The sequence below is a fragment of the Ktedonobacter sp. SOSP1-52 genome (assembly GCF_016587395.1).
On the sequence record NZ_BNJH01000002.1, the window covers coordinates 2344345 to 2359651 of the forward strand.

A 15307-nucleotide genomic window follows, 5' to 3' on the forward strand; every position below is an offset into this window, starting at 1 on the left:
TTCGGCTTTAGGCTGCACACGTATGTTCTACCTCCTGCATGGCGATGATGAGTTCACCAGTCGCGAACTTCTCAAAAAGCTGCGTCAACAAAGCGATTTCGGCTTCAACCAGGATACCTATGATGGTACGACGGCGGATCTGAAAACAATTATGATGGCCAGCGGAACACAGCCTTTTCTCTCTGAGCAGCGCCTGGTGGTTATTGATGGGCTCCCCAAGAAGAAACGCGGAGAGTCCTCAACCACCTCTGCTGCTCCGCAGGAGGAGGCCGCTAAAGGTGCCAGGGGAAAGCGTGGCAAGAAAGGCGCGAAGGGTGGCGCCCTCACACGTGCCGCCTATGAGAAGGCCCTGGCAGAACACGTCGGTCAGATGCCAGAGAGCACTGTGCTCATTCTCATCGTTGAAGAGGCCTTGGACAAGGCAAATCCCCTGGTCAAGGCCGCTGAGCAACATGGGAAAGCCACGCTGAGTACACAACCCCAGGGCGCACAGCTCGAACGCTGGATCGCTACCCGCGCCCGCGCCCTGGATGTCAAGATCGCCCCCGAGGCTACGACTTTACTCGCCAACTTTATCGGCAATCAGTTGCGCTTACTGGCCAATGAGCTGCAAAAGCTGGCCACATACGTGGGTCCAGGTGGCACGATTACAGTACAGGAGGTACGTACGCTCTCGGCACAGGTGCAGGAGGCACGCATCTTCGATCTCACGGATGCCCTGGCCCAGAAGAATCGCAAACAGGCCCTCAATATTCTCCATGATCTTCTGGCCGATGGGGAAGCCCCTCTCAAGCTGATAGGTCTCATTACCTCCCAGGTACGTACCCTGCTCCTGGTCAAGGAACTGGCCCAGAAGGGGATGCGCGGCGGACAGGTCGCCTCTACCCTGGGTATCGCACCCTTTGTGGCGGAGAAAGCCTTGCGCCAGGTGCATAATTTTAGTGCGGCCCAGCTCGAACATACCTATCGCCAGCTCCTGGATACTGACGCTGCACTCAAGCGTAGCCGCCTGGAACCAGAGATGGCGCTCGACCTGCTGGTCGTTAACTTCGGCACATAGAGCACATGCACACAACCACACCACTTCAAGCACATATTCTCGACACCATACACCAGCACGGCCCCATTCCCTTCGCTGAGTATATGCGGATGGCCCTCTATGAACCAGGACAGGGCTACTATGTCAGCGGCAAGGCACGCGTGGGCTGGGAGGGCGATTTCTTCACCAGTAGTGATGTCTCCGAAATCTTTGCCCACTGTACAGGACGGCAACTGCTCCAGATGTGGGAGATGCTCAAGCAACCTGCGCACTTTCTCGTGTTAGAACAGGGGGCCAATCGGGGTCTCTTAGGAGAGGGCATCCGCGCCTGGGCGAGCCAAGAACACCCCGCCTTTCACCAGGCCCTGCACTACGTGAGTAGCGACATCGGCGCGGGCGAGGATGCCCTCTCAGCCGCTTCTGAACAGGCACCTACTGTCCTGCTCTCCAATGAGTTGGTAGATGCCTTTCCCGTCCATCTCGTTGAGAAGCGTGGCAGTGAGCTGTATGAGGTCTATGTAGGCGAACAGAACGGAAGATTGAGCGAGTTGCTCCAGGCGCCCAGTAGTGAGGAGGTCGCGAGCTACCTGGATGACTATAAGATTCCCTGGCGCACCTATCCCGATGGCTGGCGTGCCGAGATTAACCTGGATGCTCGTCATTGGATGAGGCGCTCGGCCCAGCTCCTGCTCGGCTCAAATCCCAAACGCAAGCGACGTGGCTTTCTCCTCGCTATCGATTATGGTGACCTGGCGCGCCAGCTCTATATCCCTGAGCGCTTTACTGGGACGCTGGCTTGCTACTACCAGCACCAGCTCACCGAACGCCCTTTACTGCGTCCCGGTGAGCAGGATATTACCGCGCACGTCAACTTTAGCACGCTCATTGAAGAGGGAAGGCGCCAGGGACTGCGCCTCCACAAATTCACGACGCAGCGCTCCTGGCTCACAGACATGGGAATCTATGAGGAACTGGAACGTATCCGTCAGCGCGATTTTGCCGCGCTTGATGATATGCAGAATCGGGCCAGCAACCAGGGCCAGGTACAACTGCTCCAATGGTACAATGTGCGCCAACGCGTCTCCGCGCTGACCAGCCCGAGCGGCCTGGGCGGCTTCAAAGTCTTAATCCTCAAACGCTAAGAGCTGTGCAAGCCAGCATTGAGCGTCGCTCGGGTGGCACCTTGCCTGAAATCCCTAGCGCTTACGGGGATAGGTATAGTTGTCGTAGCTATGGCTATTGCCAGGGCCCGCGCCTGTTTGGGGAAAACCCACGAGCAGATTATCCCAGATGGTACCACTGCTGGTGCTGGTAGTCGGAGTCACTTTGCTCGTATTCGCGCTCAGAAGGTTCACCTGGCTGCTCTGACTGGTATTGAACTGCGCGAGTTGCTGGCTATTCAACTGCAATTGCCCACAGGCCACGCTCGGTCCGGAGGCGTCTCCCCGGCGCACATCAATCCACAAGCCCTGTTGTAGGTTGGCATTGAGATCATTGTGTCCAACCGTTACCAGGGCGTTTCCTCCCTGGTCTGAAGCCACGGTGCCAATTGTTGCGACTGAGCTGCCTCCACAACGCTCCTTATCCAGAGTGACCGCGTACTTGAAGTTGTTTTTCAAACCCTGCAATGCCACCTGGAAGTCACTTCCACCTCCACTCTGTTCAGGGATGAGTTGAGCTGTTCCCGAAGCATTGGAGCCATCCACAGACTTCAACGGCGCATTGCCAGCATTCGCTATATACTCTGGATGAAAGAGAAACACGAGGAACACAATCAAAGCCACGACGAGAAATAGCTGTATCCCCCGACTAAGCATACACGCCTCCTTAACACTACACAACAACACTACACATAATCTACAGCTCTGCTATTTCTACATGTAGTATAGATCATCAAAGCACAAATCAGCAAGTTACGTGTTTTTAGTCCTGCTACAGCATTCGCTTGCTCGCATGGTTTCTGACCCAGTGATACTATTCAGCCTAACTTTGAGGAGCATCTTTTTAGGAGAGATAGTAAGCACAAGCAGGAATCTACTTCTCGCCTCCACAAAGCGTGTCTCTCTTAGAAGCGTTATAACATCCCTGGCATAGAGAGGAGCATATCAGGATGAGCGAGAGAGAGATCGAGATCGTGCGTGATTTTATGTCGGCGCTTGACAATAATGAGCAGGACATCTATGAGGGCTACCTATCCGATAACTTTGTTTTCTCGGGTTGGACCCCCAGGCCACTAGACCGACATGGATTTTTAGAGGTTGTACACGCGCTTGAGGAGGGTTTTCCCGGTCTCACCTATAATTTGCACAATGTGTTGGAGGAGGGTGAAAATAGAGTCAGCGCGACCTGGCAGGTTACTGGTTATCAAAGTAATTCATTTATTATTCCAGTGTTGGGGACGCCACCCATCCCACAAACTGCCCAGAGTATCTCCATGCCCTCGGAGAATGTCATCTACATTCTGGGTGACGAGAAGATACAGCGTATCGAGGTCGAGCAGATTTATGGTGGCGGCATCAAAGGCTTAATCGCGCAATTAGGGATCGATATTCCCATCATACAGTGAAAAAATAGCAGAGATAAAAATGTGATGCGTCCTGGTCACCGTAGACGACCAGGACGCATCACATTTTTATCCCTTGCCAAATTAAGCTTATTTGGAGCCTTCCAGGGCGGGAGTATTGCCAAAGACGCGGGGCAACCCAGGTGTGGGAGCAGCCCAGTGCACGCCATTCACAATCACACGCTGCACATCTTTATTATGGTAGGTTGGCAACGTTTCGTGGCCAGGGCGGAAATAGAAGATCTTGCCGCGACCTCGTGTATAGCAGGCGCCACTACGGAAGACCTCTCCACCAGTAAACCAGCTAATAAAGACTAGCGTCTCGGGGGCGGGAATGTCGAAGTGCTCGCCGTACATCTCCTCCTCTTCGATCTCAAAGTAGTCGCCCAGGCCCTCAGTAATGGGGTGTCCTGGCGCGACCACCCAGAGGCGCTCACGATCACCGCTCTCGCGCCATTTGAGATCGCAGGTTGTGCCCATCAACTTACGGAAGATTTTGGAGAAGTGTCCCGAATGCAGCACGATCAGACCCATACCGTCCAGTACGCGCTTGTACACGCGCTCGACGATCTCATCGCTGACATCGCCATGAGCCATATGCCCCCACCAGGTCAGCACATCCGTTGAATCCAGCACTTCCTGGGTCAGGCCATGCTCTGGCTCATCAAGGGTCGCAGTGCGCACCTCCAGGCCTGCCTCGCCAAGAAAACCGGCGATAGTTTTATGAATACCTTCCGGATAGTGCTTCTGAACCTCTTTGCTGTGGCGTTCGTGGCGAAACTCGTTCCACACTGTTACGCGTAGTTTCGTAGATGAACTTGCAGTCATCGCACCCTCTTTCTAGCTTCTCTACATGCACTTATTTTCACTACAGCCCTCGCCAACGTAGGCAAGGGCCAATTCACCTTCATTGTAACACTTGCGCTCAGCAATCAACCAGGCAATACCCATAATCAGAACAGAGCCACAACAGTATCCAGGTGAAACTTATCTAACAGTACCCACGTACATATAGAACCTAATATGTTGCGACATACGGCTGCCTGAGGTACAATCCACATACATACATCTATCCAAACTTCCTGTCCGTGTAAAACTGAGATATATTTGTTCCACAATATAGGCATGCGTATAGCTGATAGCTGCATGTACTGGCTGGTTTTTTAAGATCTTATTCCGAAACCCAACGTCACTGGCGTGCCTAGCGCTTCCCTCATTCGGGGCACAGCGGCCGCGCGCTCAGGGTTTTCGGATCAGAAGTAGGTAGAGAAAAGTAAGGCTTCAAGGTCATCATGCAAAAGCGCAGACTGCTTGTTATTTTACTCTCATGTATCCTGGCTCTGGTGATGCATATGGGCTGGCTGCTCTGCACGCCCCCACCAGTGGCGCAGGCGCACGCCTTCGTCATTGGTTCTGACCCGGTCGATGGCTCAACAATCGCCAAAGTCCCCAGCGTCGCACACATCACTTTTAATGCTCCAATCAGTACACTCAGTAGCGCGCATATTTACTCGCTACAGAAGGGGACGCTTGTCGATGTCACCGATGGACAGGCCAGCGTTTCTCATGCCAATCCACGCCAGCTCAACATTCCCCTCCAGTCCCCCGATTCTCTGCCCGAAGGTAGCTATGAAATCAAGTGGGTCGCGGTCGCGGCGAATGATGGACAAACAACCAAAGGCATTATTGGCTTTGATGTCGCGGTCTCCAGCCTGGGTATCTCGGGACAGAAGGTGCTTGGTCCGGCAACAAGCAATAATCTCTATGGCACAGGAGGCTCTCGCCAGTTCACGACTCTGAGCATCCTGAGCGTAGGTTGGGACTGGCTCGTTCTCATCGCGCTCACCTTCTGGATAGGCCTGCTTATTACAGAGAACTGGATTCTTGCCAGGCAATCACGTATTCAATCGTTGCTTGAACGCGCCCGCAAGCGCACAACCTCTCTACAATGGCTCTGCTTATGTGCGCTGCTGATTGGCGAGTGTGTGACCTTTATCCTGCGTGTGGCCCAGATGTCGCAGACGCTTGATAGCAGCTTCTCTTTCAGCTCTATGCTCGCCATGCTCCTGCAAACCACGTACGGTATGCTGCTCATCATCCGCCTGGCGCTGATCCTCGTCGCGATGGGCCTCCTCTATTGGACGCGGCGCTTAAACCTGAAGAACTATCCAGCCACTCCCACCCCGCGCCTGGTCACACGCACCGGAGCGTTGGGTTCAATCACAGGCTCCCTCAGTCCAGTCACGGGGCAACTTGGTATTGTCACTAGCGCGACGCGTGCGCTGAACACGACAGGCGCAAGCATTACCAGTTCATTGAAGCAACCTACCGGATCAAATCCAGGCAAGAAGGCCTCGAACCCTGGGAAGCGTTCATCCAATCCAGGGACGACGCGTAGTCTGACGCACGATACGCGCGAAGTCGCACGCGATCAGGAGAGCAGGCCGGGCAGGCTCGCCCCTTCACAACATGGCTACGCACCAATATGGCTCGCCCTGGGCGGCTTGATCCTGCTCACACGTTCGCTCTCAAGTGAGGCCGCACAGGTCTTGCAACCACATGCCAGCGCGGTCCTCTTCGATTGGATCAGCCTGGTCAGCCTTGGCATATGGTTGGGTGGGCTCACCTACCTGGGCTTTATCCTGTTTCCACTTCTCTCAGCAGTCGAGCGAGATCACTATGCTGATGCCCTGGTGGTCATCCAGCGACGCTTCACGCCCTTCCAACTGGGTAGTATCGCGGCGCTCCTGGCAAGCGGTTTCTACCTCTGCGAAGCCAGCATTCCGAACCGAGAGGCGTTCTTGCAAGATCCCTATGGGCACACGCTACTGGTCCTGTTTGTGCTCCTCGTGCTGATGTTGATCTTTAGCTGGGTCGGCATGGCGGTATTACGGCCTAAGTTGATGCGCCAGGCGCTCTTCCTACCGGTCGTCACCTCCGACCTGCCCACGCGCCGCGCTCGCCAGTCCGTCTTGCTTAACACAGGGCGCACGCTAAAACAGGTGGTCAGCGCGCAGTCGATCATAGGCGCCGGTGTGCTGCTCTGCCTGGCGCTTCTGGCCTTTTACGCACCCCCTATTGTCTATCCCGAGGTAAACTACAGCGCCAGTACGTCTCAAGCAGCCAGCGCCCCGGCTACGCAGACGCGCCAGGTAGGCGATCTCTCGCTCTCGCTACTGGTGACGCCAGCCAGGCTCAACGAGAGTAATACAGTGGTCCTAACCATCAAAGATGCAGCGGGGCAGCCCGTCACCGATGCCCAGGTAACACTCACCCTCAACATGGTAGCCATGGATATGGGAACGACACAGACAGTCGTCAAAGGCAACGACAGCGCAACCTATGTTGCCGTCTTTGACAAGCAACAGACCTTTAGCATGAGTGGCGTCTGGACGATTGATGTCAAGGTCGCACGGACCGGACATGATCCAATCCAAACACAGTTTCAGGTAAATATCAATTGATCAGGAATGTAGACGAAGTTAGTTTGAAGGTGGGAGGCGGTTCTTCGATGACAACACCTGAGCATCAATCTACGGGGAAAGCGCGAGCGCTCGCCGCTCGCGCCATCGCTGAAGCAACAGAACAGGCCATTCGCAGCACTATCAAGCAGGTCAAAGCGGTAAGCGCCACGAAAAAGCGCAGAGAGCGGTAAGCGATGCTTCTTCTTGTCGAGCAGTCATACAGGCATCTGCCGGATGAGACAGAGGTTGCGCGCCGCTGGTGGCACCTGCCCCTGGATACACTTCTACCTCTAGATACGGGCGAGACCTATCAACTCCTCTTCGCCGGGCGCCCGGGCGGCTCTAAAGGGCCGGATATACGCGACGCGGTCCTACGCCCCCTGGCATCGTCCTCGCCGCTAGCCCCGGCTAGCCTGCGCCAGGTCCTCCAGGCTCCGCGCCTCTGTGGCGATGTTGAGTTTCATGTGCGCGCCAGCGATTGGTATAATCATCACCACGAGAGCGATAGGCGCTACAACCGGGTTATACTACACGTCGTCCTGCACTACGATATCACTCAGCCTATTCTGTGCCAGGATGGGCTAAGCATTCCCACCTGCACCCTGGCGGACCTGCCCGCTGAGGAGCAGGCTCTACAGCTTCTAGGAGCAGCCCTGCCTTCCTGGCCTTGCCAGGAGATCATACCAGCCCTGACAGAGAGTGAGCGCCAGCAACTCCTCCATCGAGCAGGCTTACTACGCTTTGAGCAAAAGAGCGAGCTATTCAGTACACAGCTACGTGCGCTCTCTACGCCCAAACATGACGACGAGACCCTCTACGATCACTACCTCTTGCCAGCCCTTGGCGAGGGCCTGGCCTATGGGCGCGACCGGGCCTTCTTCCGCGCTACATCTCTACGGCTCATGGGCCTTCCTGGCATCCTTCCCGAACCAGAGGGGCGCGCCGCACGGCCAGCCCCCCTGGATGCCCAGCGCCTACGTGCACTCCGTCACCTCATAGAGCAGGCACAGATAACGCCACTCTGGCAGCGTTTACGAACTATACTCACACCAGGAGAGGCGCATGATAGCCTATCCAGTATCTGGTCGCTCCGGCGTATCTTCACCCAGCTCAATCTCAGTCTTGCACGCACTGATATACTTATTTGCAACGTGGTCCTGCCCTTCGCGGCAGCCGTCGCTCTACGCGAACAAGATACTGTACTATATGAATGCGCACGCCAGCTCTACGCCAGCTATCCAGACCTACCATCCAACCAGGTGACACGTATGATGAGCGCGCAGTTTCAGCTACCTGGTGAGCCAGGAGGAGCCTGCCAGCAACAGGGACTACATTATATTTATCAACAAACCTGCCGCACCAAGGAGTGTACGCGATGTATCGCGGGTCGAAAGGCATTATGAAGCAGAGAGAACAAGCGGGTTCCGACATGCCCGAGGAATTATCAGCACAGGGGCAAGCTAGCAATCAGGAAGCCCAGGGTGAGCGCCTGGCCCGCTTTCTGGCACACGCGGGCGTGGCCTCACGTCGCCACGCCGAGGATCTGATTGTCCAGGGACGCGTGCGCGTCAATGGCACCATTATTACCGTGCAAGGCACACGCGTGCAGCCGGGGCAGGACCGCATCGTGGTCGATGGGAAAGAGATCCAGGCCAAGGCGCCGCATGCCTACCTGCTGCTACATAAACCTGCGGGCTACGTCAGTACCGTCAGCGATCCCGAGGGGCGCGCTACAGTTCTGGACCTGCTTCCACCCGAGCTGCGTAGTCTGCGCCTCTACCCTGTAGGGCGCCTGGACCGCGACACTAGCGGACTCTTACTGCTTACCAATGATGGAGCCTTCGCCCAGCACCTGACCCACCCGCGCTATGAGAAAGAGAAGCACTACGAGGTCCAGGTCAAAGGCATCCCCACAGAGCGAACACTTCAGGCGCTACGCGACGGGGTGACCTTCACCGAGGACGATGGCAAGCACTACACCAGCTCGCCCGCGCGCGTGCGCAAGCTCTCTAGCACAGAGCGAAGTAGCTGGCTGACGCTGACCATTCACGAAGGACGCAAGCGCCAGGTACGCCGCATGCTCCAGGCCGTCGATCACCCCGTGCTGCAACTCAGGCGCATAGGGCTCGGCTCCCTGACCTTGCGGGGAGTCGCACTCGGCAAATGGCGTCATCTAACCCCTGCTGAGATCCAGGCTCTGCTCAAATAGCCATTTCTTCGTAGTTAATGATGTGGCATAGCTCAGCAGTTGCAACTGCTGAGCTATGCCACATCATTAACCGGACAAGCGCCGCAGACGCGAGATATCCTGCCTCCTGCCCATTACTTTCAAACTAAACAAGCAAACGCTTAGGCAGCAACACAGGAGCATGGATATGATATAATCCCTTTGATATAAACACAAAGTGGAGGACTCATGCGAGAGCCGGGATGTATCGCCATTGATGGACCAGCTGGCGCAGGAAAAAGTACCATAGGAGAACACTTGGCCAGGCGGCTGGGCTATCTATACTGCGATACAGGAGCGATGTATCGCGCCATTGCCTGGCTTGCCTTACAAAAGGGAATAGATCTGAACGATGGTTCCACGCTTGGCAAGTTAGCTGAGCAGAATATCATTCTTATTAGCAAGCCCGAGATCGCCGATGGGCGTCAATATACTGTCATCATTCAGGGTCATGATATTACCTGGGATATTCGCAGCACACAGGTTGGACGCGCCGTCTCGCCCGTCTCGGCACATCCACAGGTGCGCTCTATTTTGATCGCCCAGCAGCGAGCCATTGGCTTGCAAGGGCATATTGTCATGGTTGGACGCGACATTGGTTCGGTGGTCATGCCCGACGCGGATCTTAAGATCTACCTGACCGCCAGCTTGCGCGAGCGCGCCCGTCGCCGCCATACAGAGATGGTCGAGCGCATGGGTGAACATAATCCCGCGCTCCCCAGTCTGGAAGAAGTCATGAGCGACGTTGAGCGCCGCGATAACACTGATCGCAAAAACATGCAACCAGCGAAGGACGCTATTATCATCGAGACAGATAATCTCGGCATCGAGCAGGTGCTAGATAAAATTTGTCACTATGTGGAGGGAAACAAATGAACCAGGAGCAGCAAGCCCAGCCGGCCCCCCAGACGCCTCCGCCCACTGGCACAAATGGCAGTGACGGCCAGGAGGCACCCCAGAAGACCGTCGTCCAGGTCCCCTTGCCCAAGGCGAAACCTGAGAAGAATCTCTATGATCCGTATGTGACCCCAACAGTGCTCTATAACGCCATCCGCACAGTGGCGATCATTCTGCTCTCGCTTGTCTCGCGTATCAAGCTACGCAGTCGCTACAACATCCCTAAAGAGGGTCCCTTTATCATTGCCAGCAACCATCTCTCCTGGACCGACGTTCCCCTGGTCCCCCTCTTCATTCCAGGGAAAGTCGTCTATATGGCGAAAGAAGAGCTTTTCCATGGCAAGGTTGGCTGGCTGGTGCGCTTCCTGGGAGCCTTCCCCGTCAAGCGAGGTGAAGCCGACCGTCGAGCGCTCCGGGCGGCCGATGAACAGCTCAAGAAGGGCAAAATCTTTGTTATCTTCGCTGAAGGCACACGTAGCCGCTCCCATACCCTCGCCAAGGGCAATAATGGTATGAGCTACATCGCGCTGCGCTCTGGCGTCCCCGTGCTTCCTGTCGCCATTCATGGCAGCGAAAACGTCCTGAAGAAGTTTGGCGCGAAGGTGACGATTACCTACGGTAAGCCAATCGTCTTTACGCCGAAGAATGGCAAGAAGGTCACCAACGAGGACATTGAAGAGACCACGAAAACGATCATGTATAGTATCGCGTCGATGCTGCCCGCGCAGTATCGCGGCGTCTATAGCGATCTACCTCCTGAGTTCGCGGAGAAAGCCCCCCGCGACTAAGCGAGCAGCATAAAACAATAAGAGAATGTGGGAAGGGCGTCGCGATTGCGACGCCCTTCCCACATTCTCTTATTGTTTGTAGTTCTCAACAATATTGGGGTCGCGCACCTGGGCTGCATCGGGATCTTGCCCCACGTTGCGACGCGCGCGGCGCTGACGCAAGAGGTCCCAGCACTGGTCTAGCTGGACTTCTAACTGGTGAATACGCTCATGCTGATCGTCCTGTAACTCCCCATTCTCCTTCTTCTGCATCAGCTCATGCTCTTCGTTGACCAGTTCTTCTATATGTCTGAGAATACCTTGATCGTTCATGCAATTCCGCCTTTCTCCTGTGACACACTCTAAAATAGCCCGCACACAAGGTGTGTTTCTCTACATTCTACCCCATTATTCGTGACTGGCGCATCGCTATAAGTAACACCATGCGTAGTATATTTGCGTGACACCACACACTCCCTACCACCTGTTACCAAGTGTCTCTATGCTGGGCAGATGAAGAAGAATGGGCAGGTGGGACAGCGGGAGGGTTCCGCGGGGCGCGCGGGATACTCGTCGCGTTCAATGCCCTCGATACATTGCTCCAGTTCGCCGTAGAGGCTCTGCTCCTTCTTCTCGGTCAACTTCATAGGTATGGTCTCGCCAGTGCTCATATTATGGCTATGGAGTTCGACCGGGCGCCCAGGATGGTGCTGGCGCGATGCCAGTGTATAGAAGAATTCACGTGTGTCTGCCTTCGGCTTCTCCTTGCTCTTGCCATAGCGCGTGCGCACAAAGCGCAATGGCCCCTCCTCCTGTGGCTGCGAAGAGCTCTCAATACGATCCACGGTCACGCGTACGGAGTGACCAGCGAGGTCCACATGCAGGCTCTCGCGCATGGACCATTGGGTCTCGCTCTGCGTTACCAGCTTCTGGCGTATTCCCTCTACGACCTCAATACCATGTGCTTCATACATAGGCGCGAAGGGCATATCTTCCCCTCCCAGTTCGCGCCAGTGTCGCTTGTAAAGCGCTTCCAATTCCTCAAACGTGGGCAAGATCCCCTGGCTATCAGCCATACTCGCCAGTTGTTTATGCAGCACTTCAACCGTTTGCTGGGTTGCCTGGCGGAAGAGGCGGTAGGCATCGGCATCACCATCGAAATGATAGACCGTACTGTAGGCATATTGACGAGGACAGCGGCGATACATCTCTACCAAAGACGAGCTGAGGTCAGTGGGACGCATCCGGTCCAGAAAGCGCTCGCCAGGCTGTATCGAGATCGGCTTGAGGGATTCCTCTACACGCTCCTCAATCTCGCCATGGGCCTCCCAGGCCAGTTGCGTCAAACGTTCCTGGGGCATCGCGGCCTCCAGGGGATCAAGGAAGAGGGAGCGCTTATACGACTTCTTGCCATAACGCTCGCTATAGCTCAGCACCAGGTGATCGCGCGCGCGTGTTGCACCAACATAAAAGAGGCAGGCTTCACCACTATCATGAGCGACGCGCCCGGTGTTTTCTGCTAGCAGCATTCCATCAGGCGCATTGACAGCGCTTGAGCGATAGGTCAGGGGAAATCTATTCTGCACCAGGCCCGGCATATACACCACAGGAAACTCCAGTCCCTTGCTGGCGTGGACCGTCATGACCTGGATGATATTCGTCTCTTCTTCGCCCTCGCCCTCACCACTTTCACGCGTGGCCCCATCCTGGCGCAACACGACTAGCATACTAAGGTACTCCAAAAAGCCCTTCAGGCGCGCCTCCATAGAGAGCTCTTCCAGGGATACATCCTCCTGGGCCAGGACCCGGCGCCGCGCCTCCAACTGCTGGTCATAATGCCTCGCTAGTTGGAGCAAGCGATCATAATCCAGCAGCAGGCCTTTCGCGACCTCGTCTTCCGGGTAGCGCAGGAGATCACGCACCAGGCTGGTCTCCTGGAGGAGATACTGGCTCATACAGGTCCAGGTATCATTACACTGCTGCAAGGCACGCATACTGCTGACCAGGCGCTGCATGGCCGATCTTCCCTCTGCGCTGATGTCAAGGGGAAACTCTTCGTTAAGCAGCAGGCCGCGTGGACTGACCTGGCGCTCGCGGGCGGATAGCAAGAAGACCTCTATATCCTCCTGACTGAAGCGATAATCGGGCAGGTGCGCCACGCGCAACAGCCCCATGCCGCTCTCATTGCTCAACAACAGCAGTATCCCCAGCGCGTCCTTTACGTGCTCCTGTTCCAACGTGCCAGCGCGTTCGTGAGTGGGCAAGTCCGCCTCCAGTAGGGCACGCGTGATCTTCTGGGCCTGGCTTCGCGTCCGGCAGAGCACCATCATATCTTTATAGTTATACCCCTGGCGGCGTTTATGCTGAATATCCGCGATGATGCCCGCGACCTCGCTGGCCTCATTGCTCGCCTGGGCGAGTGTAATATATGGTCCGGTCTCTGCCACACGCACCGGCTGATTTTTGCCTGGCTCCTGGCCCTTATCCAGGTAGGTACAACGAAAAGCCTCCGCCAGAGAGACGAGATCCGGGCGCGAGCGATAGTTACGGCTGAGTGGTAGGATCACCGCACCGGGAAAGTCCTGGGCAAACTGGCTGATATTCGCGGGTGAGGCGCCTCGAAAGCCATAGATGGCCTGATTCGCGTCTCCCACAACCCAGACGCGACCGGCCTCGCCTGCCAGCACACGTAAGAGGACGCCACTGGCTCTATTCATATCCTGAAACTCATCAACCAGGACATACTGATACACCTGCTGCTGTTCCGCCAGCACCTCTGGATGCTCACGAAGCAGGCGTACCGTCAGCAGCAAGAGGCCACCAAAATCGCAGTCGCCACGCCGCCCCAGGGCCTGCTCGTAAAGCGTATAGACCTGAGCAATCTCCAGGGCCTTCTCTGCGCGCTCAAGGACCTCAGTATCATCCTGTCCCTGCGCCAGCTCAAACATAGTTTGCGCCAGGCGCGTATACTCCTCGGGCGTTATCAGTTCATCTTTCGCCCTGGAAATGGCTTTGAGCATATCGGGAAAATAAAAGGTAGGTGCACTCAATTTGACATAGTGTTTTAAGCGCATGGAGTGCGACAACTGGCGCAAGAGGAAGTAGCCCTCGGCCTCATCCAACAGAGTAAAGCCCGGGCGCAGACCAACTAACTCGCCGTAGCGACGCAAGAGATCGGCACAGAAGGCATGGAAGGTGCTGACTTTCGGTAACTGCCGGGTCAAGACCTGAGCTAAACGTTCCTCCATCTCCTGGGCGGCCTTGCGCGAGAAGGTCAGAGCCAGAATCTGCGCTGGCGGTACCTGGAGCGTATGCACCATATATTCGATGCGCCCAATTAACGTACTGGTCTTTCCGCTTCCAGGCCCCGCGACAATCAGGGCTGGCGTCGGTGCCTCAATGGCCGCTTGCTGGTAGGTATCATAGCGCTTCTTAGTGGTGCTGACAGGCTGCGCCGCTGGCTTTGGGGCCTGGGGTGGGAGCGGCTTACTGAGTAGGGCGTCTTGCAGAAAGCCGGCCAGGCGATTGAGCATCGCGGCCTGTGAGACGCCGAAGCGGGCCGCCAGAGAGGCTGGCGCGACCTGTTCCTCCAGGTAGAGTCTGCGTACGCGCTCGCGTGGCATCAGCAATTCGGCGGCAAAGAGATTCGCAGCCAACTCCCGCTGGCTACGGGGATCATAGGTGAGTCCGAGACCCAGCGTCTCCTGAAGATGATCCTGATCCAGCAAGTGCAGGTTCATGTCCTGCTCCTGACAGGGATCGGCACGTGTTGGCAGTGATAAAGCGGGTGTAGGAATAGACAGCAGGGTCTGTTGATAGCGCTCGGTCTCTGGCGCCTGGCTCTCTTGTAGTGCTTGCTCGACCTCCTGGACCAGTTGCTGAATACGCGTAGTCCCCTGGCAATGCAGGATGGCATGCCCCAGTTCATGAGCCAATGTAAAGCGACGCAGCGTCTCATGCATATCCCGGCACAACCAGATCAGGTTTTCCTCCTCGTCGGGGTCCATAAAACCAAAGGTGCCATCCGGGTAATCTACGGGGTTAAATGTCTCTACATTCAGCTCAAGCCAGTGTACAAGCTCGTCTAGAGGGGTCTCGTCCTCTGTCCAGGAGGGATATTCTCTCCGAAAGGAGTGAAGCGCCAGTTGCGCCGCCCTTTCGGCAAAGATAAACCAATAGCTCTCTATCTCGCGATCCATTGCTCTCCATCTCGCCTTCAACCGCAAACATCCACGGGTAGCTTATTCGCACTTCTCATTTTACCATATTTACTATTATTAGTGTCTGGGGTGGGCAGAGAAGCACTGGGCGAATGCCAGTGCCTCTCTGCCCACCCCAGGTGCTAATCTT

13 protein-coding genes are annotated in these 15307 nt (G+C 55.9%); 9 read left to right on the forward strand and 4 right to left on the reverse strand.

The features are described from left to right. The first annotated feature begins 22 nt into the window (after positions 1-22). Entirely contained in the window at positions 23-1060 is a 1038-nt protein-coding gene (gene holA, locus JMJ16_RS25510) for a DNA polymerase III subunit delta (RefSeq protein WP_201386045.1), read from the forward strand. Between the two features lie 5 nt (positions 1061-1065). Then, positions 1066-2181 (forward strand): class I SAM-dependent methyltransferase, encoded by a 1116-nt coding sequence (locus JMJ16_RS25515; protein ID WP_201386048.1) that lies wholly within the window; start codon positions 1066-1068, stop codon positions 2179-2181. 54 nt (positions 2182-2235) lie between these two features. Here the strand turns inward: JMJ16_RS25515 and JMJ16_RS25520 are convergent, their stop codons facing one another. Further along, positions 2236-2856 carry a hypothetical protein gene (locus JMJ16_RS25520; protein ID WP_201386049.1) on the reverse strand — a complete coding sequence of 207 codons (621 nt, stop codon included), beginning with the start codon at positions 2854-2856 and terminating at the stop codon, positions 2236-2238. A gap of 293 nt (positions 2857-3149) precedes the next feature. Between JMJ16_RS25520 and JMJ16_RS25525 the strand changes: the two genes are divergently transcribed. Continuing rightward, the gene (locus tag JMJ16_RS25525) at positions 3150-3605 is read left to right on the forward strand and encodes a nuclear transport factor 2 family protein (protein WP_201386051.1); all 456 of its coding nucleotides are present in this window, start codon (positions 3150-3152) and stop codon (positions 3603-3605) included. A gap of 87 nt (positions 3606-3692) precedes the next feature. On the opposite strand, the gene JMJ16_RS25530 is transcribed toward JMJ16_RS25525, so the two are convergent. Then, entirely contained in the window at positions 3693-4430 is a 738-nt protein-coding gene (locus tag JMJ16_RS25530; RefSeq protein WP_201386052.1) for a ThuA domain-containing protein, read from the reverse strand. Positions 4431-4894: 464 nt separating this feature from the next. Here JMJ16_RS25530 and JMJ16_RS25535 point away from each other — a divergent pair, with 464 nt between their 5' ends. The 6 genes from JMJ16_RS25535 (at position 4895) to JMJ16_RS25560 (ending at position 10978) form a co-directional block, all read left to right on the forward strand. Further along, on the forward strand, positions 4895-7066 hold the full coding sequence (locus JMJ16_RS25535; RefSeq protein ID WP_201386054.1) for a copper resistance protein CopC: 2172 nt from the start codon (positions 4895-4897) through the stop codon (positions 7064-7066). Between the two features lie 47 nt (positions 7067-7113). Beyond that, complete coding sequence (locus JMJ16_RS25540) at positions 7114-7257, forward strand: hypothetical protein (protein ID WP_201386056.1); 144 nt, start codon at positions 7114-7116, stop codon at positions 7255-7257. Positions 7258-7260: 3 nt separating this feature from the next. After that, positions 7261-8469 (forward strand): DUF2851 family protein, encoded by a 1209-nt coding sequence (locus JMJ16_RS25545; protein WP_201386058.1) that lies wholly within the window; start codon positions 7261-7263, stop codon positions 8467-8469. After that, positions 8442-9275, forward strand: a complete 834-nt coding sequence (locus JMJ16_RS25550; RefSeq protein WP_236601682.1) for a pseudouridine synthase — start codon at positions 8442-8444, stop codon at positions 9273-9275. Before JMJ16_RS25545 ends, JMJ16_RS25550 begins: the two co-directional genes overlap by 28 nt. Positions 9276-9482: 207 nt before the next feature. Next, complete coding sequence (gene cmk, locus JMJ16_RS25555; RefSeq protein WP_201386059.1) at positions 9483-10169, forward strand: (d)CMP kinase; 687 nt, start codon at positions 9483-9485, stop codon at positions 10167-10169. Beyond that, positions 10166-10978: a 1-acyl-sn-glycerol-3-phosphate acyltransferase gene (locus JMJ16_RS25560; RefSeq protein WP_201386060.1), complete on the forward strand. Its 813-nt coding sequence runs from the start codon at positions 10166-10168 to the stop codon at positions 10976-10978. The genes cmk and JMJ16_RS25560 overlap by 4 nt, the downstream gene beginning before the upstream one ends. Positions 10979-11047: 69 nt before the next feature. Here JMJ16_RS25560 and JMJ16_RS25565 read toward each other — a convergent pair whose 3' ends face one another. Both JMJ16_RS25565 and JMJ16_RS25570 read right to left on the reverse strand, forming a co-directional pair. Then, positions 11048-11290: a DUF2630 family protein gene (locus JMJ16_RS25565; RefSeq protein ID WP_201382523.1), complete on the reverse strand. Its 243-nt coding sequence runs from the start codon at positions 11288-11290 to the stop codon at positions 11048-11050. A 167-nt stretch (positions 11291-11457) separates the two neighbouring features. Continuing rightward, the gene (locus JMJ16_RS25570; RefSeq protein WP_201386061.1) at positions 11458-15156 is read right to left on the reverse strand and encodes a UvrD-helicase domain-containing protein; all 3699 of its coding nucleotides are present in this window, start codon (positions 15154-15156) and stop codon (positions 11458-11460) included. Positions 15157-15307: the final 151 nt, after the last annotated feature.